This window comes from Pseudomonas sp. ACM7 (genome assembly GCF_004136015.1).
GTDB lineage: Bacteria > Pseudomonadota > Gammaproteobacteria > Pseudomonadales > Pseudomonadaceae > Aquipseudomonas > Aquipseudomonas frigoris.
In genome coordinates this window covers 3,098,530-3,123,937 of record NZ_CP024866.1, presented here as the reverse complement: position 1 = coordinate 3,123,937, position 25,408 = coordinate 3,098,530, and the positions used below count along the sequence as shown (strand labels likewise).

General features: G+C 60.3%; 25 protein-coding genes and 1 riboswitch. Of the genes, 9 read left to right on the top strand and 16 right to left on the bottom strand.

Annotated features, from left to right (window positions below; all coding sequences use genetic code 11):
• Window positions 1–225: 225 nt before the first annotated feature.
• Window positions 226–1,395 (top strand): MFS transporter, encoded by a 1,170-nt coding sequence (locus CUN63_RS14680; protein ID WP_008152004.1) that lies wholly within the window; start codon window positions 226–228, stop codon window positions 1,393–1,395.
• A 259-nt stretch (window positions 1,396–1,654) separates the two neighbouring features.
• Here the strand turns inward: CUN63_RS14680 and CUN63_RS14675 are convergent, their stop codons facing one another.
• Together CUN63_RS14675 and CUN63_RS14670 are read right to left on the bottom strand one after the other, a co-directional pair.
• A complete protein-coding gene (locus tag CUN63_RS14675; RefSeq protein ID WP_129440413.1) occupies window positions 1,655–2,542 on the bottom strand; it encodes a formate/nitrite transporter family protein in 888 nt (295 codons plus the stop codon).
• Between the two features lie 205 nt (window positions 2,543–2,747).
• Entirely contained in the window at window positions 2,748–3,152 is a 405-nt protein-coding gene (locus tag CUN63_RS14670; RefSeq protein ID WP_129440411.1) for an acyl-CoA thioesterase, read from the bottom strand.
• Window positions 3,153–3,508: 356 nt separating this feature from the next.
• A riboswitch (S-adenosyl-L-homocysteine riboswitch) is annotated at window positions 3,509–3,611 on the top strand.
• Between the two features lie 23 nt (window positions 3,612–3,634).
• On the opposite strand from CUN63_RS14670, the gene ahcY reads away from it, so the two are divergent.
• The 4 genes from ahcY (at window position 3,635) to CUN63_RS14650 (ending at window position 9,169) form a co-directional block, all read left to right on the top strand.
• On the top strand, window positions 3,635–5,044 hold the full coding sequence (gene ahcY / locus CUN63_RS14665) for an adenosylhomocysteinase (RefSeq protein WP_129440409.1): 1,410 nt from the start codon (window positions 3,635–3,637) through the stop codon (window positions 5,042–5,044).
• Window positions 5,045–5,204: 160 nt separating this feature from the next.
• Complete coding sequence (metF, locus tag CUN63_RS14660) at window positions 5,205–6,050, top strand: methylenetetrahydrofolate reductase [NAD(P)H] (protein WP_129440407.1); 846 nt, start codon at window positions 5,205–5,207, stop codon at window positions 6,048–6,050.
• A gap of 196 nt (window positions 6,051–6,246) precedes the next feature.
• Window positions 6,247–7,062 (top strand): ABC transporter substrate-binding protein, encoded by an 816-nt coding sequence (locus CUN63_RS14655; protein ID WP_129440405.1) that lies wholly within the window; start codon window positions 6,247–6,249, stop codon window positions 7,060–7,062.
• Between the two features lie 223 nt (window positions 7,063–7,285).
• On the top strand, window positions 7,286–9,169 hold the full coding sequence (locus CUN63_RS14650; protein WP_129440403.1) for a DEAD/DEAH box helicase: 1,884 nt from the start codon (window positions 7,286–7,288) through the stop codon (window positions 9,167–9,169).
• 289 nt (window positions 9,170–9,458) lie between these two features.
• Here the strand turns inward: CUN63_RS14650 and CUN63_RS14645 are convergent, their stop codons facing one another.
• The 3 genes from CUN63_RS14645 to CUN63_RS14635 all read right to left on the bottom strand — a co-directional run bounded on the left by CUN63_RS14645 (window position 9,459) and on the right by CUN63_RS14635 (window position 12,663).
• Window positions 9,459–10,052, bottom strand: a complete 594-nt coding sequence (locus CUN63_RS14645) for a YceI family protein (RefSeq protein ID WP_129440401.1) — start codon at window positions 10,050–10,052, stop codon at window positions 9,459–9,461.
• A gap of 32 nt (window positions 10,053–10,084) precedes the next feature.
• Window positions 10,085–10,636, bottom strand: coding sequence for a cytochrome b (locus CUN63_RS14640; protein ID WP_129440399.1), 552 nt, complete (start codon window positions 10,634–10,636; stop codon window positions 10,085–10,087).
• Between the two features lie 263 nt (window positions 10,637–10,899).
• On the bottom strand, window positions 10,900–12,663 hold the full coding sequence (locus CUN63_RS14635) for a flavin monoamine oxidase family protein (RefSeq protein ID WP_129440397.1): 1,764 nt from the start codon (window positions 12,661–12,663) through the stop codon (window positions 10,900–10,902).
• A gap of 223 nt (window positions 12,664–12,886) precedes the next feature.
• Between CUN63_RS14635 and CUN63_RS14630 the strand changes: the two genes are divergently transcribed.
• Window positions 12,887–14,293: an adenosylmethionine--8-amino-7-oxononanoate transaminase gene (locus CUN63_RS14630; RefSeq protein ID WP_129440395.1), complete on the top strand. Its 1,407-nt coding sequence runs from the start codon at window positions 12,887–12,889 to the stop codon at window positions 14,291–14,293.
• A gap of 103 nt (window positions 14,294–14,396) precedes the next feature.
• Complete coding sequence (locus CUN63_RS14625; protein ID WP_129440393.1) at window positions 14,397–15,116, top strand: 16S rRNA (uracil(1498)-N(3))-methyltransferase; 720 nt, start codon at window positions 14,397–14,399, stop codon at window positions 15,114–15,116.
• An 84-nt stretch (window positions 15,117–15,200) separates the two neighbouring features.
• On the opposite strand, the gene CUN63_RS14620 is transcribed toward CUN63_RS14625, so the two are convergent.
• Genes CUN63_RS14620 through CUN63_RS14610 form a run of 3 tightly spaced genes read right to left on the bottom strand, consistent with a single transcriptional unit; the run spans window position 15,201 to window position 17,741 of the window.
• Entirely contained in the window at window positions 15,201–16,103 is a 903-nt protein-coding gene (locus CUN63_RS14620; RefSeq protein ID WP_129440391.1) for a transporter substrate-binding domain-containing protein, read from the bottom strand.
• 27 nt (window positions 16,104–16,130) lie between these two features.
• Window positions 16,131–16,481: a RidA family protein gene (locus CUN63_RS14615; protein WP_129440389.1), complete on the bottom strand. Its 351-nt coding sequence runs from the start codon at window positions 16,479–16,481 to the stop codon at window positions 16,131–16,133.
• A gap of 18 nt (window positions 16,482–16,499) precedes the next feature.
• Entirely contained in the window at window positions 16,500–17,741 is a 1,242-nt protein-coding gene (locus tag CUN63_RS14610; RefSeq protein ID WP_129440387.1) for a D-amino acid dehydrogenase, read from the bottom strand.
• Window positions 17,742–17,848: 107 nt separating this feature from the next.
• Here CUN63_RS14610 and CUN63_RS14605 point away from each other — a divergent pair, with 107 nt between their 5' ends.
• The gene (locus CUN63_RS14605) at window positions 17,849–18,811 is read left to right on the top strand and encodes a LysR family transcriptional regulator (protein WP_129440385.1); all 963 of its coding nucleotides are present in this window, start codon (window positions 17,849–17,851) and stop codon (window positions 18,809–18,811) included.
• A gap of 59 nt (window positions 18,812–18,870) precedes the next feature.
• Here CUN63_RS14605 and CUN63_RS14600 read toward each other — a convergent pair whose 3' ends face one another.
• The gene (locus CUN63_RS14600; protein WP_095127102.1) at window positions 18,871–19,488 is read right to left on the bottom strand and encodes a hemolysin III family protein; all 618 of its coding nucleotides are present in this window, start codon (window positions 19,486–19,488) and stop codon (window positions 18,871–18,873) included.
• A gap of 171 nt (window positions 19,489–19,659) precedes the next feature.
• On the opposite strand from CUN63_RS14600, the gene CUN63_RS14595 reads away from it, so the two are divergent.
• Complete coding sequence (locus CUN63_RS14595; RefSeq protein WP_008033325.1) at window positions 19,660–20,574, top strand: LysR substrate-binding domain-containing protein; 915 nt, start codon at window positions 19,660–19,662, stop codon at window positions 20,572–20,574.
• Between the two features lie 111 nt (window positions 20,575–20,685).
• On the opposite strand, the gene madM is transcribed toward CUN63_RS14595, so the two are convergent.
• The 7 genes from madM to CUN63_RS14560 form a co-directional block, all read right to left on the bottom strand.
• A complete protein-coding gene (gene madM / locus CUN63_RS14590) occupies window positions 20,686–21,450 on the bottom strand; it encodes a malonate transporter subunit MadM (RefSeq protein ID WP_129440383.1) in 765 nt (254 codons plus the stop codon).
• A 1-nt stretch (window position 21,451) separates the two neighbouring features.
• Entirely contained in the window at window positions 21,452–21,868 is a 417-nt protein-coding gene (madL, locus tag CUN63_RS14585) for a malonate transporter subunit MadL (RefSeq protein ID WP_046045246.1), read from the bottom strand.
• Between the two features lie 62 nt (window positions 21,869–21,930).
• The gene (gene mdcH / locus CUN63_RS14580) at window positions 21,931–22,842 is read right to left on the bottom strand and encodes a malonate decarboxylase subunit epsilon (protein ID WP_129440381.1); all 912 of its coding nucleotides are present in this window, start codon (window positions 22,840–22,842) and stop codon (window positions 21,931–21,933) included.
• On the bottom strand, window positions 22,839–23,459 hold the full coding sequence (locus CUN63_RS14575; RefSeq protein WP_129440379.1) for a malonate decarboxylase holo-ACP synthase: 621 nt from the start codon (window positions 23,457–23,459) through the stop codon (window positions 22,839–22,841). Before CUN63_RS14575 ends, mdcH begins: the two co-directional genes overlap by 4 nt.
• Window positions 23,453–24,256, bottom strand: a complete 804-nt coding sequence (gene mdcE, locus CUN63_RS14570) for a biotin-independent malonate decarboxylase subunit gamma (protein WP_129440377.1) — start codon at window positions 24,254–24,256, stop codon at window positions 23,453–23,455. The genes CUN63_RS14575 and mdcE overlap by 7 nt, the downstream gene beginning before the upstream one ends.
• Window positions 24,253–25,107 carry a biotin-independent malonate decarboxylase subunit beta gene (locus CUN63_RS14565; RefSeq protein ID WP_129440376.1) on the bottom strand — a complete coding sequence of 285 codons (855 nt, stop codon included), beginning with the start codon at window positions 25,105–25,107 and terminating at the stop codon, window positions 24,253–24,255. Before CUN63_RS14565 ends, mdcE begins: the two co-directional genes overlap by 4 nt.
• Window positions 25,100–25,399, bottom strand: coding sequence for a malonate decarboxylase subunit delta (locus CUN63_RS14560; protein WP_129440374.1), 300 nt, complete (start codon window positions 25,397–25,399; stop codon window positions 25,100–25,102). The genes CUN63_RS14565 and CUN63_RS14560 overlap by 8 nt, the downstream gene beginning before the upstream one ends.
• Window positions 25,400–25,408: the final 9 nt, after the last annotated feature.

Genomic DNA, 25,408 nt, shown 5'->3' with positions numbered 1-25,408 from the left:
AATCAACATCAAAAGACCGCAGCCTTCGGCAGCTCCTACATTGACCGGGTAGATAATTGATTCGCCATATGTCAGCAGCTGTTTATACTGCAAGCGACCACGCCGCACTCAGTTGCGCACAGACTAATTCCAATAATTTTTGCCACCGCCCGCTCTCGTCGAGAACGGGCGTCGGCATGCGTATGCCTGATCAGAGCGTCAAGACTACCGACAGAGACCTTGCGCATGCCACTCGCCTTGCTTGCCCTCGCCGTTGCCGCGTTCGGCATCGGCACCACTGAATTCGTCATCATGGGCTTGCTGCCCGATGTCGCCCGCGACCTCGCCGTGAGCATCCCCCACGCGGGCCTGCTGATCACCGGCTACGCCCTGGGCGTGGTGTTCGGTGCGCCGATCCTCGCGGTCGGCACCGCCAACATGCCGCGCAAAGCCACGCTGCTGGGCATGACCCTGATGTTCATCCTCGGCAACATTCTTTGCGCATTGGCGCCGAACTACGCCACGCTGATGGCCGCACGAGTGGTCACCGCGCTCTGCCATGGTGCGTTCTTCGGCATCGGTTCGGTGGTTGCCGCCGGTTTGGTGGCACCTAACAAACGCGCCCAAGCGATTGCGATGATGTTCACCGGCCTGACCCTGGCCAACGTGCTGGGCGTGCCTTTGGGCACCGCGCTCGGGCAATACGCCGGCTGGCGCTCGACGTTCTGGGCGGTGTCGGTAATCGGCGTGATTGCCGCGATCGCGCAGTGGGTCTGGTTGCCGAAGGACATCGCCATGGACAAAGCCAACCTCGCCAGCGAGTTCAAAGTGCTGGGCAAGGTCAACGTGTTGTTGGCGCTGGGCATGAGCGTGCTGGCGTCGACCAGCCTGTTCAGCGTCTTCACTTACATTGCCCCCATCCTGCAGGACATCACCGGCGTCAGCCCGCATGGCGTGACCATCATGCTGCTGCTATTCGGTGTCGGACTGACGGCGGGCAGCATGCTCGGCGGTCGCCTGGCTGACAGTCGATTGCTGCCGTCGCTGGTGGGCATGGCGCTGGCCGTTTTGGTCGTGCTGGCGGCATTCACGCAGACCAGTCACTCGGTGATTCCGGCGGCGATCACGCTGGTGTTGTGGGGCATCTTCGCCTTTGCCCTGTGCCCGATTTTGCAATTGCTGATCATCGATCAGGCCCATGAAGCGCCGAATCTGGGTTCAACGCTGAACCAGAGCGCGTTCAACCTCGGCAACGCGGCCGGTGCGTGGATTGGTGGGCTGGTCGTTGCCAGTGGCGCGGATCTGGCGGACTTGCCGTGGACCGGCGCGCTGGTCAGTGGATTAACGGTGCTGACGGCGCTTTTCTACATCTATCTGCAACGTCGCGGTGTTGCTGCGGTCAATGTGTCCGGCTAATAGCTGCATCGCCCATGACATTGCATTCGCGAGCAAGCCCGCTCCCACATTTGATCTCCGTCGTACACCAAATCGGTGTTCACTGACGATTCAGTGTGGGAGCGGGCTTGCTCGCGAAGAAGTTGACACGGTGTAGCAGCCACTCCCTGAATCCCCTCTTTTCTGTCCGGAACGTGACTTGCTGTTGAGCATCGGCAAACTGGTCAAGCACGTGACCAAGGGTGAGCCTGCGCCAGCGGCACAGGCCGAGCATCACTGATTACTTTGTGGTCTTCTGCGGGTCGGGCTCCGGGCCTTGATCCGTAGACTTCTTCGGCGGCCCGCTCTCGCTGCGAATCTGCGCATGGCTGATCAGCGCGAAGATGAAGCTGCCGCCGATGATGTTCCCCGCCAGCGTCGGCCCGGCGAACACCAGCCAGAAATCCTTCCACGGCAACTCGCCGGCAAACACCAGATACGAGACCTCGGCCGAACCGACCACGATGTGGGTGAAATCCCCCAGCGCCATTAGGTAGGTGATGAGGATGATGATCCACATCTTCGCGCTCTCCATGGACGGAATCATCCAGACCATGGTGGCGATCATCCAGCCCGACACAATGCCTTTGGCAAACATCTGGCTGGCGTCGTTCTCCATGATCTTGCGCCCGATATCAAGGAAGGCCAGGTCGGTCTTGCTGTCGAAAATCGGCAGATTCAGCATCACATACGCCACCAGCAACGTGCCGCAGAGGTTGCCCACCAGCACCACCGACCACAGGCGTAGCAATCGACCGAAATTGTTCAGTGTGGGCTTGGTCATGATCGGCAGCACCGCCGTCAGGGTGTTTTCGGTGAACAACTGCTGACGGGCGAGGATCACCGCGAGAAAGCCTGCGCAGTAACCGAAACTGGCAATCACCTTGAAGCCTTCGCCGTCCGGCAGACGGGAATTGAGCAGCCCCATGGCCATCAGCGACAGGCCCATGGTCAGGCCGGCGGCCAGCGCCGACCACCACAAGGCGGCGACGCTGCGTTCGAGTTCCTGATCGCCCTGGGTGCGGATGATTTCGTGCAACACCGCCGCCCGCGGTGGCTGGCTCTTGTCGACGTCGTGCTGTTCTTCAGGCGAGAGGTTCGGGGTCTTGCCGTCTTTTTGCGCGTCCATAAAGCTCCGGAACCTGTGGTGTGTCATGTAGGTACGACACGCGGGGTTCGGAGCTGTTCACTGACCCGTTAAAACATCATCGACTGTTACACCGCTTTCGCGAGCAAGCCCGCTCCCACCCTTAATCTCAGTCGTTCACAGAAACCGTGTTCGCTGAAGATCCAATGTGGGAGCGGGCTTGCTCGCGAAGGGCGCGCCGCCGATATCACTCGCTGGCGATTTCATCCTTGAACTGGTCTTTGACGTACTTGATCTCGGTTTGGCCGTGTGCCGCGGGCAAGCCGTCTTCACCCAGATTGACGAAGACAATCTTCTCCACCGTCAGGATGCTTTTGCGGGTGATCTTGTTACGCACTTCGCACTTCAGGGTGATGGAGGTGCGACCGAATTCCGTGGCGGTGATGCCCAGTTCAATGATGTCGCCCTGGCGCGAGGCGCTGACGAAGTTGATTTCGGAAATGTACTTGGTGACCACACGCTGATTGCCCAGCTGGACGATGGCGTAGATTGCCGCTTCTTCGTCGAGCCAGCGCAACAGGCTGCCGCCGAACAGCGTGCCGTTAGGGTTGAGGTCTTCGGGTTTTACCCATTTGCGGGTGTGGAAATTCATATTCACTCCTGACCGTCTTGCCGATTGATGCCGGCCATCATGGCAGAGCCCGACCTAGAGCTCTATCAAGCATCGACTATGGTCTCAATTACCGTTCAGACATTGACCAACAGAAACGCTTTGGAAGTATCGCTCACACGGCTATAATCGCCACCGTTTCAAAACGGTCATCTTCACGTGGCCCGCATGGCCAGTTTTTCAGCTCAAATTCGGATGCCAGAAGTCCAGAGCCAAGGCGCTGTGACGAGTCATAGCCAGCTATGGCGAGGAACAGCAACGCAGGATCTGGGCTTATGGCGCCGAAGTTGAGCTGAAAAACTGGCCATGCGGGCCACCTGATACCGTTTTCCCGCCACCTGTCCGAGGGGCGCTGCAGCAGGTTCGACCTGTCAGGCTCGGATGGGGCGTTGCTTGACCGTTATCGGTCAGACACTAAACGCACAACGGCGCCCATTCGCATACATTACGAATGGAGGCTCATCATGAGCGCTGTTATCACGCCTGCAGATTTTAACGATTACAAAGTTGCCGACATGTCCCTGGCTGCCTGGGGCCGTCGCGAAACCATCATCGCCGAATCCGAAATGCCAGCCCTGATGGGTCTGCGCCGCAAGTACGCCGGTGAGCAGCCGCTCAAAGGCGCGAAAATCCTCGGCTGCATCCACATGACCATTCAGACTGCCGTGCTGATCGAAACCCTGGTTGCCCTGGGTGCCGAAGTGCGTTGGTCGTCCTGCAACATTTTCTCGACTCAGGATCAGGCCGCTGCTGCTATCGCCGCTGCCGGCATCGCGGTTTACGCCTGGAAAGGCGAAACCGAAGAAGAGTACGAGTGGTGCCTGGAGCAAACCATCCTCAAAGATGGCGCGCCTTGGGATGCCAACATGATCCTCGACGACGGCGGCGACCTGACCGAGTTGCTGCACAAGAAATACCCGGCGATCCTGGACCGCGTCCACGGCGTTACCGAAGAAACCACCACGGGCGTTCACCGCCTGCTGGACATGCTGGCCAAGGGCGAGCTGAAAATCCCGGCCATCAACGTCAACGACTCGGTCACCAAGAGCAAGAACGACAACAAGTACGGCTGCCGTCACAGCCTGAACGACGCGATCAAGCGCGGTACCGACCACCTGTTGTCCGGCAAGCAAGCGCTGGTCATCGGTTACGGTGACGTGGGCAAGGGTTCGGCCCAGTCCCTGCGTCAGGAAGGCATGATCGTCAAGGTTTCCGAAGTCGACCCGATCTGCGCCATGCAAGCCTGCATGGACGGTTACGAGCTGGTTTCGCCGTTCATCGACGGTATCAACAACGGCACCGAAGCAAGCATCGACAAAGCGCTGCTGGGCAAGATCGACCTGATCGTGACCACCACCGGTAACGTCAACGTTTGCGACGCAAACATGCTCAAAGCCCTGAAGAAGCGTGCCGTTGTCTGCAACATCGGTCACTTCGACAACGAAATCGACACCGCTTTCATGCGCAAGAACTGGGCATGGGAAGAAGTGAAGCCACAGGTTCACAAGATCCACCGTACCGGCACTGGCGCATTCGACGCTCAGAACGACGACTACCTGATCCTGCTGGCCGAAGGCCGTCTGGTTAACCTGGGTAACGCAACCGGCCACCCAAGCCGCATCATGGACGGTTCGTTCGCCAACCAGGTTCTGGCTCAGATCTTCCTGTTCGGCCAGAAGTACGCCGACCTGTCGCCAGCCCAAAAAGCCGAGCGCCTGACCGTTGAAGTACTGCCGAAGAAACTCGACGAAGAAGTGGCCCTGGAAATGGTCCGCGGTTTCGGCGGCGTGGTGACTCAACTGACCAAGACCCAGGCCGACTACATCGGCGTGACCGTTGAAGGCCCGTTCAAGCCGCACGCTTACCGCTACTGATTCGACCTGCTGCCTGCTCTCCCTTGTGGGAGCGGGCTTGCTCGCGAAGGCGGTTTATCATTCAACATTAATGTCGTCTGACCCACCGCCTTCGCGAGCAAGCCCGCTCCCACATTGGGACGTGCAAGCCTCCGGCTTACGTGCTTCCAAGGATATGACCATGTCCCAAGAACGTCGCTACAGCTTCGAGTTCTTCCCTACGAAGACCGATGCTGGGCATGAAAAACTGATCGCCACTGCCCGTCATCTGGCGACCTACAATCCTGACTTCTTCTCCTGCACCTACGGCGCTGGTGGTTCGACCCGTGATCGCACCCTCAACACCGTGTTGCAGCTCGAAAGTGAAGTCAAAGTTCCTGCCGCGCCGCATTTGTCCTGCGTTGGTGACAGCAAGGACGACTTGCGCGGCCTGCTGGCCCAATACAAGGCAGCCGGTATCACCCGTATCGTCGCCCTGCGCGGTGACCTGCCTTCCGGCATGGGCATGGCCAGTGGTGAAATGCGCCACGCCAATGACCTGGTTGAATTCATTCGTGAAGAAACCGGCGATCATTTCCACATCGAAGTCGCCGCCTACCCGGAAATGCATCCGCAAGCGCGCAATTTCGAAGACGATCTGACCAACTTCGTGCGCAAGGCCAACGCTGGCGCCAACAGTGCGATCACCCAGTACTTCTTCAACGCCGACAGCTACTTCTACTTCGTCGAGCGTGTACGGGCGATGGGCGTGAATATCCCGATCGTTCCGGGGATCATGCCGATCACCAACTACAGCAAGCTGGCGCGCTTCTCCGATGCCTGCGGTGCGGAAATCCCGCGCTGGATCCGCAAGCAGCTGGAAGCCTACGGCGACGACACCCAAAGCATTCAAGGCTTTGGTGAGCAAGTCATCACCGAGATGTGCGAACGCCTGCTGCAAGGTGGCGCTCCAGGGCTGCACTTCTACACGCTGAACCAGGCCGAACCGAGCCTGGCGGTGTGGAACAACCTGAAGCTGCCGCGCTAAAAGCAAGATCAAGAGATCGCAGCCTCGTTTCACTCGACAGCTCCTACAGGGTACGCAATCCCCTGTAGGAGCTGTCGAGTGAAACGAGGCTGCGATCTTTTGCTTTTAACGCCCTTTTATTGTGCAGCACACACTGAGTTAGAGCTTCTGGATCCCGTTTCTGGCTCTTTCCGGTTTCTCGTCGTAATCTCAAGCCATGCCTTTGATCGCGCAGTTACTGACCGTGTTTCTTTTTACTTGCCTGAGCTTCGCCGCTCGGGGCGAGAAGCTGCGCATTGTCACCGAACCCTGGGCGCCGTACGTGTATGAGGAAAACGGCAAGTCCCTGGGACTGGACTACGAAACCACCGCCATCGTCTTCAAACGTCTGGGTATCGAAGTGGAATGGCAGTTCCTGCCGTGGAAACGCTGCCTGTCGATGCTCGAAACGGGCCAGGCAGACGGCGCACTGGACATCTTCCACAGCAATGAGCGCGACGCCACCCTGCTCTACCCCGGCGAGCCGCTCTCGGAAGTGGAGTTCGTAATGTTCTACGCCAATGAGCGGCCCCTCCCTTTTCGCACCCTGGCCGACCTGAAAGGGCTGACCATCGGCACTTCCCCGGGCTATCTGTACAGCCAGGACTTCAGCGAATCGACCCTGTTCACTCGCGAACCGGCGCCGACCCATGAAGCCAACTTCGGCAAACTGGTGCGCGGGCGGATCGACCTACTGATCACTGATCGCAGGGTCGGTCAGCACTTGCTTGATGAATTGGGCATCCGCGACAAGATTACCGAGAACCCGACCGTCATCAGCCACCAGAGCCAGTTCCTGGCAGTACGCCGCAACGCCGGCATGGACTTGTTGGTGCAGCGCTTCGGCGCCGAACTCAGACGCTTCAAGCGCGAGCCCGCGTACGCTGAACTGAGCGCCCGTTATGGCGCCGACCCGGCGGCCGAGGTAAAAACCACCAGAGCCACCGCCGCCAACGGAAAAACCGTTGAGCAGCAGGAAAGCGGCGCGCAGTGATTGCTCTGTTATACTCCGGCCTTCCCGCCAGGCTCACGCCCGGACGCTCGGACTTGTTCAAGGCATCTCGACCCCGCTACAGCGCAGCTTTTCAGCCCGCGCGAGCACTCCAGATGAGCCTTCTTGGCCCAGCAGGACCGGACGGGATTGCGTTCCTCTTAAACGCCATTCGCGCCAGGCAAGACTCCCATTGGGCCAAGCCCTAACTAAAACAGGATTACTCATGTCCTTTGCTTCCCTCGGTCTCTCCGAGGCTTTAGTCCGCGCCATCGAGGCAGCGGGCTATACCGAGCCTACTCCGGTGCAACAGCGGGCCATTCCCGCCGTGTTGCAAGGTCGCGACCTGATGGTCGCGGCTCAGACAGGTACTGGTAAAACCGGCGGCTTCGCCCTTCCGATTCTGGAGCGGTTGTTCCCCAACGGTCACCCGGACAAATCCCAGCGTCACGGCCCGCGCCAACCGCGCGTACTGGTCCTGACCCCTACCCGCGAACTCGCGGCTCAAGTACACGAGAGCTTCAAGGTCTATGCCCGTGACCTGAAGTTCGTCAGCGCCTGCATCTTCGGCGGCGTCGGCATGAACCCGCAGGTTCAGGCCATGTCCCGCGGTGTTGACGTGCTGGTGGCCTGCCCTGGCCGCCTGCTCGACCTCGCCGGCCAAGGCAGCGTCGATTTGTCCCACGTGGAAATCCTCGTGCTGGACGAAGCCGACCGCATGCTCGACATGGGCTTCGTCCATGACGTGAAAAAGGTCCTCGCCCGTCTGCCGAGCAAACGCCAGAACCTGCTGTTCTCGGCGACTTTCTCCAAAGACATCACCGACCTCGCCGGCAAGCTGCTGCACAACCCGGAACGCATCGAAGTCACGCCGCCGAACACCACGGTCGAGCGTATCGAACAGCGCGTATTCCGCCTGGCTGCCAGCCACAAGCGTTCGCTGCTGGCGCACTTGATCACCGCAGGTGCCTGGGAACAGGTGCTGGTGTTCACCCGCACCAAGCACGGCGCCAACCGTCTGGCCGAGTACCTGGACAAACACGGCCTCAGCGCCGTTGCGATCCACGGTAACAAGAGCCAGAACGCTCGCACCAAAGCCTTGGCCGACTTCAAGGCCGGCGAAGTGCGCATCCTGGTCGCCACCGACATCGCCGCTCGCGGCCTGGATATCGACCAGTTGCCACACGTGGTCAACTTCGAATTGCCAAACGTCGACGAAGACTACGTTCACCGTATCGGCCGTACTGGCCGTGCCGGTCGTTCGGGCGAGGCGATCTCGCTGGTTGCCCCGGACGAAGAGAAGTTGCTGAAAAGCATCGAGCGCATGACCAAGCAGAAGATTGCCGACGGCAACCTGATGGGCTTCGACTCCAGCGCTGTAGAAGCCGAGAAGCCTGAAGTCCGCGAGCGTCCGGATGTGCGTAACCCGCGCAACCCACGTGGCCCGCGCGGCGACGGTCCGAACGGCACTGGCGGTGGCGGCGGTCGTAAAGACAAGGGCAAGGACAAGGGCGGCAAGGAAAAACCTGCAGCCACTGGCCGTGGCGATCGCCCGGCGCGTGAACACAAGCCACGCGAAGGCACTCCGGCTCGCGAGCAACAACGTCCAGCACCACGCGCTGCTGCCGCAGACCGTGCTCCGGACGAGTTCCTGGACGACGATATCGATAACTTCGGTAACCGCGTCGATTACGTTCCTCAAGCCAAACCGGCTCAGGGCCGTGGCCGCCGTCCGAGTGCTCCGGCACAAGGCACGACAGCTGGTGCAGGTGCTCCGCGCACCGGCGGCGGCAAGCCTCAGGGTCGTCAAAGCGGCCCACGCAGCAGCGATGGCGCCACCACCGGCACTCCGCCGGCCAAGCGCAGCGGCCCACGCAATGGCGCTCCACGTGACGGCCAGGCCCGTCGCGAAGAGTCCCGCAACCGCCGCCCTGCCCGCACCGACGACCAGCCGCGTTCGGAGCCAGCCGTGCAAAACCCGCGCGGCCCGGCACCGAAGATCATTCACAAGGAGTCGAAAACCGATCGTTTCCCGACTCCTGAGCAACTTGATCAACTGCCAGGCCGTCCGCGCGGCGAGAAACCAGCGTTGCTGACCCGCAATCGCTGAGTTATCACTGCAATAAAAAATGCCCCTGATCGCGAGATCAGGGGCATTTTTGTTTTCTGCGTAGCGGCCCTGAAGTCAGGCGCAAATACCGGATTCACCAAAGAACAAATGTGGGAGCGGGCTTGCTCGCGAAAGCGGTTGAACATTCAACATTGATGGCGACTGACCCACCGCTTTCGCAAGCAAGCCCGCTCCCACACTTGATCTCATCACCTGTGCGTATTGCGCCAGGTAATAAAAAACGCCCCCGATCGCAAGATCGGGGGCGTTTTTGTTTTAGCGGCGAAAGTTACTTCGCTTTCACACCTTCAAACGTAACGTACAGCTCGACCGCGTCGGACTGTGGGCCCAGGTCTTTCTGCTTGCCGAAATCGGAACGCTTGATGCTGGTAGTGCCTTCGAAGCCGGCACGGTAGCCGCCCCATGGGTCCTTGCCTTCACCCAGGAAAGTGGCCTTGACCACGACTGGCTTGGTCACGCCCAGCAGGGTCAGGTCACCGGTCACGTCCGCAGTGTCTTTACCCGCGGCGTTTTTGCCGGTGGATTTGACGCTGGTGGAAACGAACGTGGCTTTGGCGAACTTGCTCACATTCAGGAAATCACCGCTGGCGATGTGCTTATCGCGCTCGGCATGGTTGGTGAACACGCTGGCGGTGTTCACGTTGAACTCGATCTTGCTGTCTTCTGGCTTGGCAGCGTCGAAGCTGAACTTGCCGTCGATATCCTTGAAGGTACCGGTGATGAAGCTGTAGCCCAGGTGGCTGATCTTGAAGTCAACGAAGGCGTGCTGGCCTTCTTTGTCGACAACGTAGTCGGCTGCCATCACGTTGGCGGACAGCAGAGCAGAACCGATTGCCAGAGCGGCGAGAGTCTTTTTCAACATGCTTTCTATTCCTTTGGAGTCGAGGTTGAACGTCAAGCTTTGCGCCCCAGCATTCGAGTGAGGGTCGCATCACGATCGATAAAGTGGTGTTTCAGTGCTGCCAACGCATGGAGGCCGGAAAAAATTACCAGCATCCACGCCAGATACAGATGAATCACACCGGCGGTGTCTGCCTGGTCCGGTAGTCCGGACACCAGTGCAGGAACTTCAAACAGGCCAAACACCGGAATCCCGACACCTTCTGCGGTGGAAATCAGGTAACCGGCAATCATCACAGCAAACAGACTGAGATACAGGAACGAGTGCCCGAACTTGGCGCCAATGCGCGTCATGCGGTTATAGCTTTCCAGTACTGGCGGCGGCGGACTGATGAAACGCCACAGCACCCGTAGAACCATGACGGCTAACAACACCAGGCCAATGCTCTTGTGCAAGTCGGGCGCGTCTTTGCGCCAGGTGCTGTAGTAGTCGAGACCGACCATCCACAAGCCCAACGCAAACAGACCGAAGACCGCCAGCGCCACGCCCCAGTGCATAAAGATGCTGACCCAACCGTAGCGCGAAGAAGAATTACGTAGCTGCATTGCCCAAATCCTGTGAGAACTGCGAACAAGACTATCGAGTTATCTATCGAGTTAAAGCGGAAAATTTCGCTTTGAAATATCGAGAAATACGATCAAGAGTCTGAAATAGGTGAGTTAAGGAAAGATTAAAGACCAATGTGTAAGAAAAAATGAAGTCCAACTAAGGAACACCTGCGCCCCAAGATTTATTCGATTCTTGATATTGGTTTTCTTCAGGACATAAAAAAACGCGGCATTTCTGCCGCGTTTTTTAGTCCCAAAGCTTACTGCGCTTTGGTATCCGTCGCCGGAGTCGCAGCGGGCTTGGCCGCTGGTTTCTTAGCTGGTTCAGCTTTCTTCGCCGGCGCTTTTGCCGGAGCCTTTTTGGCCTCGGTTTTGGCAGCAGGCTTTTTGGCCGGGGCTTTTTTGGCCGGTTCAGCTTTCACCGGTGCCGCTGGTTTCGACGCTTCGACCGGTGCTGGCGCTGGGGCCAGCTCAGGTGTTGGAGCCGGTGCCGGTGCCGGAGCAACCGGAGCCACTGGCTCTGGCGCCTTGACCGGTGCCGGTTTGTCGTCAGAACCAATGAACAGGTTGGTGAAGAAGTTGCCTTTCTTCGCTGCCACCGCGCCGGCCGCCGCAACGGTCGCTGCCGGAACAACTTTCGCCGGTTCAAACGACTTGCCGGCCGCCAGGTCTTCTACCTGACTGGCTGCCCGCTGACCGGTGCGCAATGCACCTTCCAGCGTGCCCGGGTACAAGGTGTCAGTGTGTTCGCCAGCAAAGGCTACACGCTGAATCGGACGCTCCCACAGACGCCAGTACTTGCTGATCTGGCCAGGACCGAACGCCAGGTAAGCGCCGCCCATCGATGGGTCGGTGCTGTAGCGGCGGATTTCGTAACCGGTGAACGAACCGCGCGCCTGTGGATAAAAGGCGTGCAGACGGATCAACACCTGATCGACCATCTGCTTGTCGCCGAAAGCCTGCATCACGCGCGCGTTGTCGCCGGACAGGTTGATCACCACGTTGGCGCCGCCCTTCAGCGCCGGCTCAACCCACAACATGCCCAGACCGGCGTTGCTGTAGATCTCGCCGGTCATCCGCGCCTTGCTTTCCCACACTGGCGTCTTGAATTTCAGCATGATCTGGTCGCGCCAACCGTAGTTGGTGCCCTTGATCGCGCCCATGTGCTGGGCATCCAGCGACGGAGTCATCTGGATCTTGTTCAGGGCGCGCAATGGCACGGCCACGACGACGTAGTCAGCCTGATAGCCAACGCTGCCGACTTTGACGGTTACGCCGTCCTTTTCCTGGGTGATGGCCGAGACCGGGGAGCTGGTCTTGATGGTTTTCAGTTGTTTGACGAAGGCCTGTGCCAGCACCGGGCTGCCACCGAGCAGACGCGAAGCACGCAGGTCACGGTCGGCAACGCCACGGTAAACGCGGCTTTGCTGTGCGAAGTACAGCAGCGACAGGCGCGACGGTTCGTCATAACGGGTACGAATCTGCTGATTCACCAACTGACGAGCCGTGGCCGGCAGATTCAGACGGTCGAGCCAGTTGGCCACGTTGATCTGGTCCAGCGCGAACAGCGTGCTGTTGGCCGCCGGGTTCTGCGGGTCTTCGATCGAGCGCGCCAGATCGTCCAGGGTCTTTTCGTAGCGCTTGAGCGCGTCGCTGGTGGCCGGCTGCTTGGTGGCCAGATCGGCGGCGGTGAAATACTCACCGTCAATCAGGTAGCCCGGGGTCCGCACGAACTCTGGGGCCGGCGTGGTGCTCAGCTTGAAGGTCGATACGTACTTGTTCAGGACCGGTTGGGTCTTGTCGTTGCCGATCCACTCACTGGTGGCCATGCCGGAGCGACCGCCCATGCTCGGCTTGGCTTCCAGCAGGGTCACCTGCCAGCCCTTGTTTTGCAGTTCGTAAGCCGCGGTGAGGCCAGACAGCCCTCCGCCGATCACGATCGCCGTTTTATCCTTGGCCAGCGCAGACACGCTGAACAGCCCCAACATCACCAGCGCACAGGCGCGCAGCCAACCAGCAGACATTCAGCGAACTCCGGAAATACACGTAGGAAATAGCGGTTTTGCGAGTCAGACGACTCAAAGAACCGCGAAGAATACGTCAGCCATCAAAAGGCCGCCAGCGACGTCTATCCACCTATACAAAGTAGCTCAATCCACACAATGGGTTGTCCCCACGTCACGCATTGCATAGGCTTGCGCGATTGTTTGCCCGCGCACGTCGCGAGCCGCCTCGAGGAGACTGAAAATGGGCCTGAATAATCAGTGGATGCAACGCGATCTCGCGGTGTTGTGGCATCCCTGCACCCAGATGAAAGACCACGAACAGCTGCCGCTGATCCCGATCAAACGCGGTGAAGGCGTTTGGCTGGAAGACTTCGAAGGCAAACGTTACCTCGACGCCGTCAGCTCCTGGTGGGTCAACGTGTTTGGTCACGCCAACCCGCGGATCAACCAGCGCATCAAGGACCAGGTCGATCAGCTGGAACACGTGATCCTCGCTGGTTTCAGTCATCAGCCAGTCATCGAGTTGTCCGAGCGCCTGGTGAAGATGACGCCGGAAGGCCTGACCCGATGCTTCTACGCCGATAACGGTTCGTCCTGCATCGAAGTCGCGCTGAAAATGAGCTTTCACTATTGGCTCAACCGCGGACAGCCGAACAAGAAGCGCTTCGTCACCCTGACCAACAGCTACCACGGCGAGACCATGGCGGCGATGTCGGTGGGCGACGTGCCGCTGTTCACCGAAACCTACAAGGCCCTGTTGCTGGACACCATCAAGGTGCCGAGCCCCGATTGCTACCTGCGCCCGGAAGGCATGAGCTGGGAAGAACATTCGCGCAACATGTTCGCCGCCATGGAACAAACCCTGGCCGAGAATCACGACACCGTCGCGGCAGTCATCGTCGAGCCACTGATTCAGGGCGCCGGCGGCATGCGCATGTACCACCCGGTGTACCTGAAACTGCTGCGCGAAGCCTGCGACCGCTATGGCGTGCACCTGATCCACGACGAAATCGCCGTCGGCTTCGGCCGCACCGGGACGATGTTCGCCTGCGAACAGGCCGGCATCCGCCCGGACTTCCTGTGCCTGTCCAAGGCCCTGACCGGCGGTTACCTGCCGTTGGCGGCCTGCGTGACGACCGAAGATGTCTACAGCGCGTTCTACGACGACTACCCGACCCTGCGCGCCTTCCTGCATTCCCACAGCTACACCGGCAATCCTCTGGCGTGCGCGGCAGCCTTGGCGACGCTGGATATATTCGAAGAAGACAACGTCATCGAGAACAACAAGGCCCTGTCTCAGCGCATGGCCAGCGGCACTGCGCACCTGGCCGATCACCCGAACGTTTCGGAAGTGCGTCAGACCGGCATGGTGCTGGCCATCGAGATGGTCAAGGACAAGGCCACCAAGGAAGCTTATCCGTGGCAGGAACGCCGCGGCTTGAAAGTGTTCCAGCATGCGCTGGAGCGTGGTGCTTTACTTCGACCGTTGGGCAGCGTGGTGTACTTCCTGCCGCCATACGTGATCACGCCTGAACAGATCGACTTTCTGGCCGAAGTGGCCAGCGAAGGCATCGACATCGCGACTCGCGATAGCGTTAGCGTGGCGGTGCCGAAAGACTTCCACCCGGGCTTCCGAGATCCGGGCTGATTGATTTCACCGAAGCTCCCACAGTTGACCGCGTACACCTGTGGGAGCGAGCTTGCTCGCGATAGGGCCGCCAAAACCTGCACACATTTTACAGAGACCCCCGATGAGACTGTCCCGCTTCTTTATCGACGCCCCCTTGAGCACTGGCGAACACGAGTTGCCCGAGGCCCAGGCCCATTACATCAGCCGCGTGCTGCGCATGGCCGAGGGTGATGCGTTGCAACTGTTCGACGGTTCGGGCCATGAGTTTCGCGCCACGCTGGTGGAGGTCGGCAAGAAGCGCGTCGTCGTGCAGATCGATGAAAGCTTCGCCGGGCAGGTCGAGTCGCCCTTGCAGATCCATCTCGGCCAGGGCTTGTCCCGTGGCGAGCGGATGGATTGGGCGATTCAGAAAGCCACCGAGTTGGGCGTCACCGAAATCACCCCGATTTTTAGCGACCGCTGTGAAGTTCGGCTGAAGGATGAGCGCGCCGACAAACGCCTGATGCACTGGCGCCAGGTTGCGATCAGCGCGTGCGAGCAATGCGGACGCTCGCGGGTGCCGGTGATTCATCCGCCGCTGCTGTTGGCGGATTGGTTGAAGCAGACGGAGGCCGAATTGAAACTGGTACTGCATCCGGTGGCCGAACCATTGGTGAGCCATGCGAAACCGGCGACCTTGGCTTTTTTGATCGGGCCTGAAGGCGGGTTGTCGGAGGCAGAAGTGGATCAGGCCAAGGCTGGCGGTTTTCACGCCGCACGGCTTGGGCCAAGGGTATTGCGGACGGAGACCGCGCCGGTGGTGGCGTTGGCGGTTGCCCAGCAGTTGTGGGGCGACTTCTAAACCTGAAAAGATCGCAGCCTGCGGCAGCTCCTACAATGGAGCGCGATTCCTGTAGGAGCTGCCGCAGGCTGCGATCTTTTGATCTTATTGCACCGGATCACTCACCGGCTTGGCGATGATTGCTTTCAGTTCGCTGGTCATCGGGAATTCCAGGTTCAGGCCTTTGGGCGGAATCGGCTGCTGGAACCAGCGCTGGTAGATGCCGTTGATCTCTCCCGAGCTGTACAGATCGGCGAGTGTCGAGTTCACCAACTCAAGAAACTGCGGATCATCCTTGCGCACCATACAGCTGTAGATTTCCCGCGACTGCTCCTCACCCACCACCACCCAGTTATGCGGATCGCGGGCCTTGGCGCGTTCGCCGTAAAGCAGCGCGTCATCCATATAGAACGCTGCTGCCCGACCCGACTGCAACATCTGGAAGGCTTCGCCGTGGTCCTTGGCGCTGATCACGAACATATCGATCTTGTTATCGACGTTGTAGCTCTTCAGAAACCGCTCGTTGGTGGTGCCCGCGGTGGTCACGACGTTCTTGCCACGCAAGTCGGCGAAACTCTTGATGCCGCTGTCCTTCGCCGTGAGCAACTGCCCCTTCACGTAGATAAACCCGTAGGAAAACGCCACTTGCTGCATGCGCTCGGCCGTCACGCCGGTGGAGCCGCACTCAAGGTCGACGGTGCCGTTCTGCACCAGCGGAATGCGCGTTTGCGAGGTCACCAGATTGTACTTCACCTGCAGATCCGGCAGCTCAAGCTTTTGCTTGATGCGCTCGACAATCTTGCTCGCCAGGTCCACCGAATAGCCCATCGGCTGCCCCGTGTGATCACCCACGTAAGAGAACGGCACCGACGCGTCGCGATAACCCAGCGTGATGCTCTTGGCATTGGCGACCTTGTTCAGCGTGCCGGTCAGCGGCGCTTCGTTGGCCTGGACCTGACTGGCGAGCAGCAGGCCGAGGGTGCAGCCGATCAACGTGATTTTTTGCATTGTTATTCTCCGTTGTGGGTAGGGCGATTAGCGGCGGGCGGCGATCACGGTGATTTCCACCAGCACCTCTGGCCGGGCCAGTAGCGCCTGCACAGTGGTGCGGGTCGGTGCGTTGCCCGGTGACAGCCACTGCGACCAGACCTCGTTCATGGCGGCAAAGTCGCGGCCAATGTCGTTCAGGTAAATGGTCGCGCTGAGCAGATGATCCTTGTCGCTGCCAGCCTCGGCCAGCAACGCATCGATTTTCGCCAGCACTTCGGCGGTTTGGCCGGTGACGTCGGTGCTGTCACCCGGAACCTGTCCCGAGAGAAACACCAGATCGCCAAAGGTCACTGCGCCAGAGAGTCGGCTGTTGCTGTTGATTCGGTTGATGCTCATCGGTTTTTCCTTTTCAAGTCAGGCGACGCGGGGGGCGAGGCCCTGCATTTCGATTGAAGGTGTGCGCCGGGCGATCAACTCGCTGAGCAACCGGGCGCTGCCACAAGCCAGGGTAAAACCCAGGGCTCCATGGCCGAGGTTGAGCCACAGGTTGCGATACACCGTGGCCCCGATCAACGGCACGCCGCTGGGGGTGGCCGGGCGCATGCCGGCCCATTCGATGGCGGCGTCGTAATCGCCAGCATTCGGTAAGGTTTCCTGCGCCTGGCGCTTGATCAGCGCCAGACGTTTGGGGTCGAGTGCCGGGTCGAAACCGACAATATCGACCATCGCCGCCACGCGCAGTTGTTCACCGATGCGGGCGTAAACGATCTTGCGGTTGTAATCGGTGATGCTCAGCTCCGGCGCGCGATGTTCGGCGCGGATGGGCAAGGTCAGGCTGTAGCCCTTGAGCGGATACAGCGGCAAGTTCATGCCGGGCAGCGCCAGCGCCGGACTGCGATGACCGGCGGCAATCACCAGTTGCTCGACAGGCAGCACTTGCGAACCTATTTCGACGGCCTGCACCGCGCCGTCCGCGTGGCGAATGCCGGTGACCTTGCGCCCGAGCAAAAACTCGCAACGCCCCGACGCCTGGAGTCGAGCCAGCAGTTGCTGGCAGAAAGCATGGCAATCGGCGACTTCTTCGTCAGGCGTATAAATCGCTCCCACAAACGGCGCCTCGGCGAGTGCAGGCTCCAGTTGGGCGCATTCGGCCCGCGACAGCACATGCTGCTGTTGCGGATCGGCCAGGCCATGGCGCGCATGTTCAAAACTCGCGGCTTCACGAAACGTCACCAGTTTGCCGTTGCGCCGCCAGTCGAAACCGTCGAGAGGGTCTTCTTCGCGCCAGACTTGCAGCGTGGCCTGGCTCAGCAGCGCCAGACGCAGCAGGTGCGCGCCGTTGCGCTGATTCACCGAACGACGGCAAGCCGCCAGGAAGGACGCCATCCAGCGCCATTGCGCCGGGTCCAGGCGCGGGCGCAGCTTCAACGGCGAGTCACCGCGCAGCATCCAGCCAAGCGCCTGCAACGGTACGCCGGCATCGGCCAGCGGTGCGACGTAGCGGTAGGACAACTGGCCGCCGTTGGCGAAACTGGTCTCGCTGCCCAGCGAGTCCCGGGCCTCGATCAGCGTCACGTCGATGCCGTCGCGAACCAGTGCGTAAGCCGTCGTCAGCCCGATGACGCCGCCACCGATAATGCAAACCCGCTGAGCCATGTCTGTCCTTAACCGTTGTTGGAACAGGCTTCAGGTTAGGACCAGGTGACAGCCGTTGAACAATGCATAAAGATGCCTGACCCATAAACAAAGGTTATGGACTTGCCATGCGACTGCGACACATCGAGATTTTCCAGGCCATTCGCCAGACCGGTTCGGTCAGTGGCGCCGCACAGTTGCTGCACGTATCGCAACCGGCGGTGAGCAAAGTGCTGCAACACGCCGAACAGCAACTGGGCTTTCCGTTGTTCCTGCGGGTGCGCGGCAAATTGCAGGCAACGCCCGAAGCGCTGGAACTTGAGCGCGAAGTCGACAAGGTCACCGAAAGCCTGCAAGGCGTGCGACGTCTGGCCCAGAGCCTGCGGCGCGAGCCGGGGCACAGCGTACGGATCGGCGCGATCCCGGCGCTGGCCCTGTCGCTGCTGCCGCCGGCCATCAACGAGTGGACGCAACGCTACCCGGACATCGTCTGCGAACTGTCCAGCGCCCACAGCCGTGAGCTGATGCAGAATTTGTTGATGCGCGAAGTGGATGTCGCGCTGACCTTGCAGCCGCCGGATCATCCAGGCCTGAAGGCACAGACCCTGGCTTGCGGGGTTTTGGTGGCACTGGCGCCGTTGGGTTATTGGGCCGACGACGCCTTGAGCCAACCGTTGCCGTTGAGCGAATTGGCCGGAGCGCCGCTGATCGGCCTGTCCAGCGCCGACCCGCTGGCGGCCAGACTCGACAGCTACCTTGAGGCGGTCGATCCGCCGCCACGGGTTCGCATCGCCGTGCAGACCTACTCGCTGGCGCGGGCGATGGTTGAGTCAGGTGCCGGATTGGCGGTGATCGATCCGTTTACCGCACTCGGTGCGTCCCCCGCCGCCACGGCGATTCGACCTCTGGCACCCGCGTTACCGATCACGTTGTATGCGGTCACTCGCGCCGACGAACCGCCGCCCCACACCCTGAGCGACTTGTTGCAGGTGTTCAGCCGACGGGCGCAGGCACAACTGGATCACCTGTACCCCTGTGGGAGCGGGCTTGCTCGCGAATGCGGTGGATCAGTCAGCGATGATGTCGGCTGACCTGACGCTTTCGCGAGCAAGCCCGCTCCCACAGGTTTTTCAAATAGCTGCAGTGCGATCTACAAGACATAAAACAGAATCGCCACGAAGTGCAGCAAACTCCCGGCAATCACGAACAGGTGCCAGATCCCGTGGGCATGGCGTAAACGACTATCCAGCGCAAAAAAGATAATGCCCACGGTGTACAGCACGCCGCCCGACGCCAGCCAGGCGAAACCTGTACTGCCCAACGCCGCCAATAACGGCTTGACCGCCACCAGCACGATCCAGCCCATCACTGCGTAGATCACGATCGACAGAATCCGCGCCTCCGAACGCGGCTTGATCTCTTGCAGGATGCCGATCAGCGCCAATCCCCAGACAATCCCGAACAGCGTCCAGCCCCACGGCCCGCGTAGCGTCACGAGACAGAATGGCGTGTAGCTGCCGGCGATCAGCAGGTAGATCGAAAAGTGATCGACCTTCTGCATGATCGCTTTCTTGCGCCCACGCACGCTGTGATAAACGGTCGACGCGCTGTACAGCACCAGCAAGGTAAACCCGTAAATCGCCACGCTGACGATCTTCCACGGACTTCCGTCCATGCCGGCAATCACCAGCATCCACACCACCCCGACAACCGCTGCCACCGCCCCGACCAGATGCGTCCAGGCGTTCAATCTTTCCCCGTGATACATGTGTTGCTCACCTCAAAATTCACTGCAACATCGCGCAAACTGTAGGAGCTGTCGAGTGAAACGAGGCTGCGATCTTTTGATCTTGAAAAATCGCAGCCTCGTTTCACTCGACAGCTGCTACAAAAGATCGCATACGTGCACAATCGAGCCATTCGAATAAGAGTCTGCATCATGCTGATCGATGAAGAGTTGACCCTGAAAAAACTCGAGGTGTTCCTGGCCTTCATGCGCACCGGCAACCTGGCCCGGGCTGCCGCCGAATTGCAGACCAGCAATGTCAGCGTGCACCGGGCGATCCATTCCCTGGAGAGCGCCCTGCGCTGCCCGCTGTTCAAGCACGAAGGCCGCAATCTCACGCCGCTGGAAAGCGCTTATGTGCTGGAAGAGCGGGCGCAGAAGCTGATTCAGGACGTGGTCGAAACCGTGCGCCTGACCCGCGAAGCCGCCGGGTTCTCCGCCGAGCGTTTCAAGCTCGGCTCGCTGTATTCGCTGACGGTGAAGACGGTGCCGCAGCTGATCATGGGCCTGAAAATCCGCCGCAGCGAACTCAACATCGACCTGATCCTCGGCTCGAACTTCGACCTGCTGTACAAGCTCAAGAACATGGAAGTCGACGCGATCCTGGTGTCGCTGGACGAGAGCGTCAACGACCCTGACTGCGAGCAGATTCCGCTGTTTTCCGACGACATCTTTCTCGCCACACCGGCGGACTCAAAGTTTGCTCAACGGACCGAAGTCGACCTTGCCGAAGTCCGCGATGAGACATTCATTACGCTGACCCAAGGCTTTGCCACGCACCAGGACGGTAATCGGGTGTTCAAGCAGGCAGGGTTCGAACCGAAGGTGGCGATGCAGGTCAACGACATCTTCACCCTGCTGAGCATGGTCAGCTCGGGCGTGGGTTATGCGTTGCTGCCGGGGCGGATTGCAGCGGTGTATGAAAACCGGGTGAAGCTGATTCCGTTGCAGGAAAAGTATCGGTTGCAGCAGCACATTGGGGTGGTGTTCTTGAAGGCCAAGGAGCGGGATCCGAATTTGTTGGCGTTGCTGGCTGAGTGTCGGATGTACGCCAATCGCCAGGCTTGAGACCGCGTCGCCCCCTTCGCGAGCAAGCCCGCTCCCACATTGGAATGCATTCTCCTGTGGGAGCGGGCTTGCTCGCGAAGGGGCCAGCACATTCAACAAAGAACCAAAGCCCTACCCCACAATCCCGCGAACAATGAAGTACAACGACGACGGCCCAAGCAAGCACCCAAGCCCAGTGTGAAAAGTCGCCGTCAACGCCCCATAAGGCACCAACCGCCGATCCGTCGCTGCCAACCCGGCCGTCACACCACTGACAGTACCCGCCAACCCACCAAACACCATCGCCGAGCGCGGGTTATCCAACCCCATCCAGCGCGCCGCCATCGGTGTGCCGACCATTACAAAAATCGCCTTGATCAACCCGGTGGCAATCGACAACGCCACCACATCCGAACTCGCACCAATTGCCGCCCCGGTCACCGGCCCGACGATGTAGGTCACCGCACCCGCGCCGATGGTAGTCATGCTGATCGCATCGCGATAACCGAACGCCCAGGCCATGCTTGCGCCGACAGTGAATGGCAGGATCGTGCCCAACAGCAGCGCAATCACACCGATCAAACCGGCCTTTTTCGCTTCGGTGGCTTGCACTTCGAATGCCGTGGCAACGATCGCAAAGTCCCGCAGCATGGCGCCGCCCATCAGACCAATGCCGGAAAACAGCGTCAGATCCGCCAGGCCTTTTTGCCCGCCAGTCATCGTGCCGCCGACCCAGGCCAGAACAAGCCCGATGACGATGGCAATCGCCGAACCGTGAATCCGTCCGAACGTCAGGCGCTTGGACAGCACCACCGACACCCACATGATCACGCCGACGAACGCGAACGCGGTAATCAGACTGTTATTGGCCAGCCCCTTCTCAATGAATTCCCACATATCAGCGACCTCCTACTGGAGTGCCAACCGGAGTTATTTCCGCCGGTTCATCGGGCAACGGTTCGCCTTTGTGAGTCCGGCTGATCAGGGCAATGGTGCAACCGCAGATCACCACCGAGCCGATCGCCGCCAGCACCGCCACCGGGCCGCCGTGCAGGGCGGTGACGACGTTCTGTTGCGCGGCCATCGCGACCACGACCGGAATGTACATGGCGCCCCAGAAACCGACGCCCATCTCGCAATCCTTGGTCATGCCGCCGCGTTTTTGCATCCATAACCGCGCGCAGATCAACAGGATCATCGCGATCCCGACGCCGCCAACGTTGGATTTCACACCCAGCAACACGCCGAGCATGTCGCCTACGATCACCCCTGCCAGCGTACAAATCGCCAACAGTGCCACACCGTAAATAATCATTGTTGTTGTCCTCAAAGTGCATCGTCGAATGTTGTTTTTGTTGTTCGAAGCCTGGGGGCGTTCTAGGGTTGGCGGCTTCCCTCCTCACGCAACAGCGCCTGCAAGGTATCGAGCCGCGCACCGTCGAAGGCAATCACGGTGCCCTGCTCGAACACCCGGCGCGCCAGCCCGGTCAGCACCGCACCGGGCGGCAGTTCGATCTGTAGACGTACGCCGCGCTCGTAGGCGCTTTGTACCGTGCCGCGCCAATCCACCACGCGGCACATGTTGAAGGCCAGGTCGTCGCGCAAGGCGTCAGTGTTGATGATGGGCCGGGCGCGACTGCCGCTCAGGTAGCCCAGCGTCGGTGTGTTCAGCTGCACCTTGGCGAAGGCTTCGGCCAGGGTTTTCGCAGGTGTTTCCAGCAGCGGACAGTGAGACGGCACGCTGACGGCCAGACGTTTGGCCAGACCTGCACCGCGACCTTTCGCCAACGCGGCCACCGCTTTCATCGCGCCATCGCTGCCGGCAATCACCACCTGGTTATCGGCGTTGATATTGGCCAGGTAAACCGGTGTTGCATCGCTGTGAACCTGCGCCAGCAAATCTTCCACCGTGGCCAGATCCAGACCGATGATCGCGGTCATGCCATAGCCTTGTGGATAAGCCTGTTGCATCAGCTCACCGCGCAGGCTGACCAGATGCAGCGCATCGCTGAAGCTCAAGGCACCGGCAACCACCGCTGCCGGATAGGCGCCGATGGACAATCCCGCCACGTAGTCCGCCGTCATTAACAACTGGCGTGAAGCCGCGACGCCGGCGATCAACAGGCAGAGCTGCACGGCCCTTGTCGATTTCAACGACTCGGCAGAATCCAGCATCAATGTATCTTCGCCAAGCACTTCACTCGCTTCGATCACTGTCTCGCGAGGCAAACGATGGAGCATGCCCGGTTGCTGCGCGCCCTGGCCGGGGAACACCAGCAGGCTGCTCACGCTGCTTGCTCCTGCGGGTTCCAGGGATTGGTTACCAGACAGGCTTCACTGGCGCTTTTTAGCAGGACCCGTTGCGAGGGACCGGCCCATTCGCGCAAGGCGACAGCGCCGTTTGGCGTTTGCAGTTGCATGTCCACCAAGCACACCGAGGCATCAAGAAGTTTCACCAGTTCCTGCGCCTGAGTGCGCTCCAACGGTTGCGGTGTACGCAGGATCAAGTCGAGATCGCTGCCCTCATGCAACGCCTGAAAACCGCTGGCCAATTCAAACCCGGCACTGCCGCTGACACCCCAAACCCACTCACAGGAATCGAGCATCGGCCGCAGTTGATTGAGGGCGCGCACTGCCGGTAAATCCCGATCAATCGAGACATGGCAAAGCGCTTCCGGCCGAACTTGACGCTGGATCGCATCGACCGTCATCACCGTTGCATACCGCTGTTCACGCAAACTCCCACGCACCCCGACCGCGATGTGATCCGGCGCGCTCAACGCACGCCGAACCACCACCGGTTGACCCGCACTGATCGACTCGATCACCCACGACGGTGCATCTGCAGGCAACTGCTCCGGGGTCATCCCCCAGAGCAGGTCGTGGGCCAGAAGCGTGTTCACCACTGCTCTCTCAGCAATTGGCGAACCTGACTCGACGCCGCACGGTTGCTCGCGCCCAGGCGGCTGCTCAGGTCGCGCCCTTTCGCGGCGACATCACCAATCGCCCGGGTCAGGCATTCAGTCACCCGCGTCAGATCCGCCGCCGTCGGCTGCTCGATCTGTTCCACCGACAAGGTTTCCCACAGCAAACCAAGGCTCGCGTAACTGTCGATGTCATACGCCATCGGCGGCACGCTGGCAGCCAAGGCTTCGAGTTCTTCGACGCTGCGCAACGTCACCCGCGCCGCCGAAGCCTTGCCCATCGCGTGAACCATCACCCCCGGATCGCGCAGCGCAATCAGCCGATTGGCCTGATACCCATGAGCCAGAAACGCCCCGGACATCGCCTTGCCCACCAGTAAACCGATCACGGCATGGCCGGCCAGTCGGGCACGGGCATAACTGTCTGCCGCACCGGCCAAGGCCTGATGAATGCCGAGCGCTTCTTCGCGCCGACCGTAGGCCTGACTCGGCACATCGACGATGGCGATTAAGGCGCGTTTCTGCGATTTATCCAGATCCGCTGCGATGACCTCATCCACGGCTTTGGCCAGTCCCCAACCTTCCAGCAGACCGACCTCGCCATTGCGGGCGCGCACGAAACGGTTGTCGGGATCAGCCACCACCGCGATAAAGCGAACGGATTGGTCACCCAATACACCGTCGGCAACCTTCAACGAAGCGGGCAAACCATCAACCGGTTTCGCGCCAGCACTCAAAGCGTTGAACCAGCTCAAACCTCTCAGGGAATACGAACTCATGAGCGCTCTCCTTGATACAGATCGCGAACCGTTGACGGCTCGATTTGCGGCTCGGCGTCCAGACGGGCCAACCGTTGCAGGAACAGCTCGGCCTGACGGCTGCGTTGTTGCGCAGGCAAACCTTGTTGCAGCAATTCGCTGACCTGCTGCTGAACCTGCGCCACGTCGTCAGCGACAAAACGATCCACCAAACCACTGGCGAAACGTTGCTCGCCACCAGTCAGGCTCCAGATGAAAGGACGATCACGGGAGTCGTATTCCTCAAGCCCGGCTTCCTGTTCGATCACTTGCGGACCGTTCAGGCCAAGCCGCGCTTCCTGAGTCACCAGCAAATAACTGCACAACCCGGCAGCAATCGACATCCCGCCAAAGCAACCCACGCTGCCCGCCACCACGCCAACGACTGGCTGGTATTGGCGCAGATCGACAATCGCCGCATGAATATCGGCAATCGCCGCCAGCCCGAGGTTGGCTTCCTGCAAACGCACGCCACCGGTCTCCAGCAGCAACACGGCGCGCGTGGGAACACCGTTGCGGTTGTCTTCGGCCGCCAGTTCCAGTGCACCGGCAATCTTCGCCCCGCCGACTTCCCCGAGACTGCCACCCTGAAATGCGCCTTCGATGGCGGCGATCACCACCGGCAAACCGCCGATGCTGCCCTTGGCGATGACTACGCCGTCATCGGCTTGCGGCACCACGCCCTGGCCCGACAGCCACGGCGACATGACACGCTGAAACGGGTCGAGCAATTCGCGGAAAGTACCGGCGTCGAGCAAGGCTTTCGCCCGTTGCCGGGCGCCGAGTTCGACGAAGCTGCGTCTTTGTAGGGATGGCTGAAGAAGATCAGTCATGGCCGATCTCCTCAAAGCCTTGTTCCAGACGCAAGCGCACCACACCCGGTGTGGCACCGAAATCGTGGATATCAATCGCCATCGCGGGCGGTGTCTGACCGTCGAACATCCGCGCAAACAGATGCTGCCAGCGTTGTTCGCTGCCATTGACCGAGGTCTGCACTTTGATCGTGAGCTTGCCGGTCTGACCCGGTTCTATCAGCACTTCCAGATCGCCCGAGCCGACACAGCCCACCAGCGTCCGGCAGCGTGGCGGCTGCCCGGCGGGGAATTCAAAAGATAAGGTTTCCATCAGAAAGCT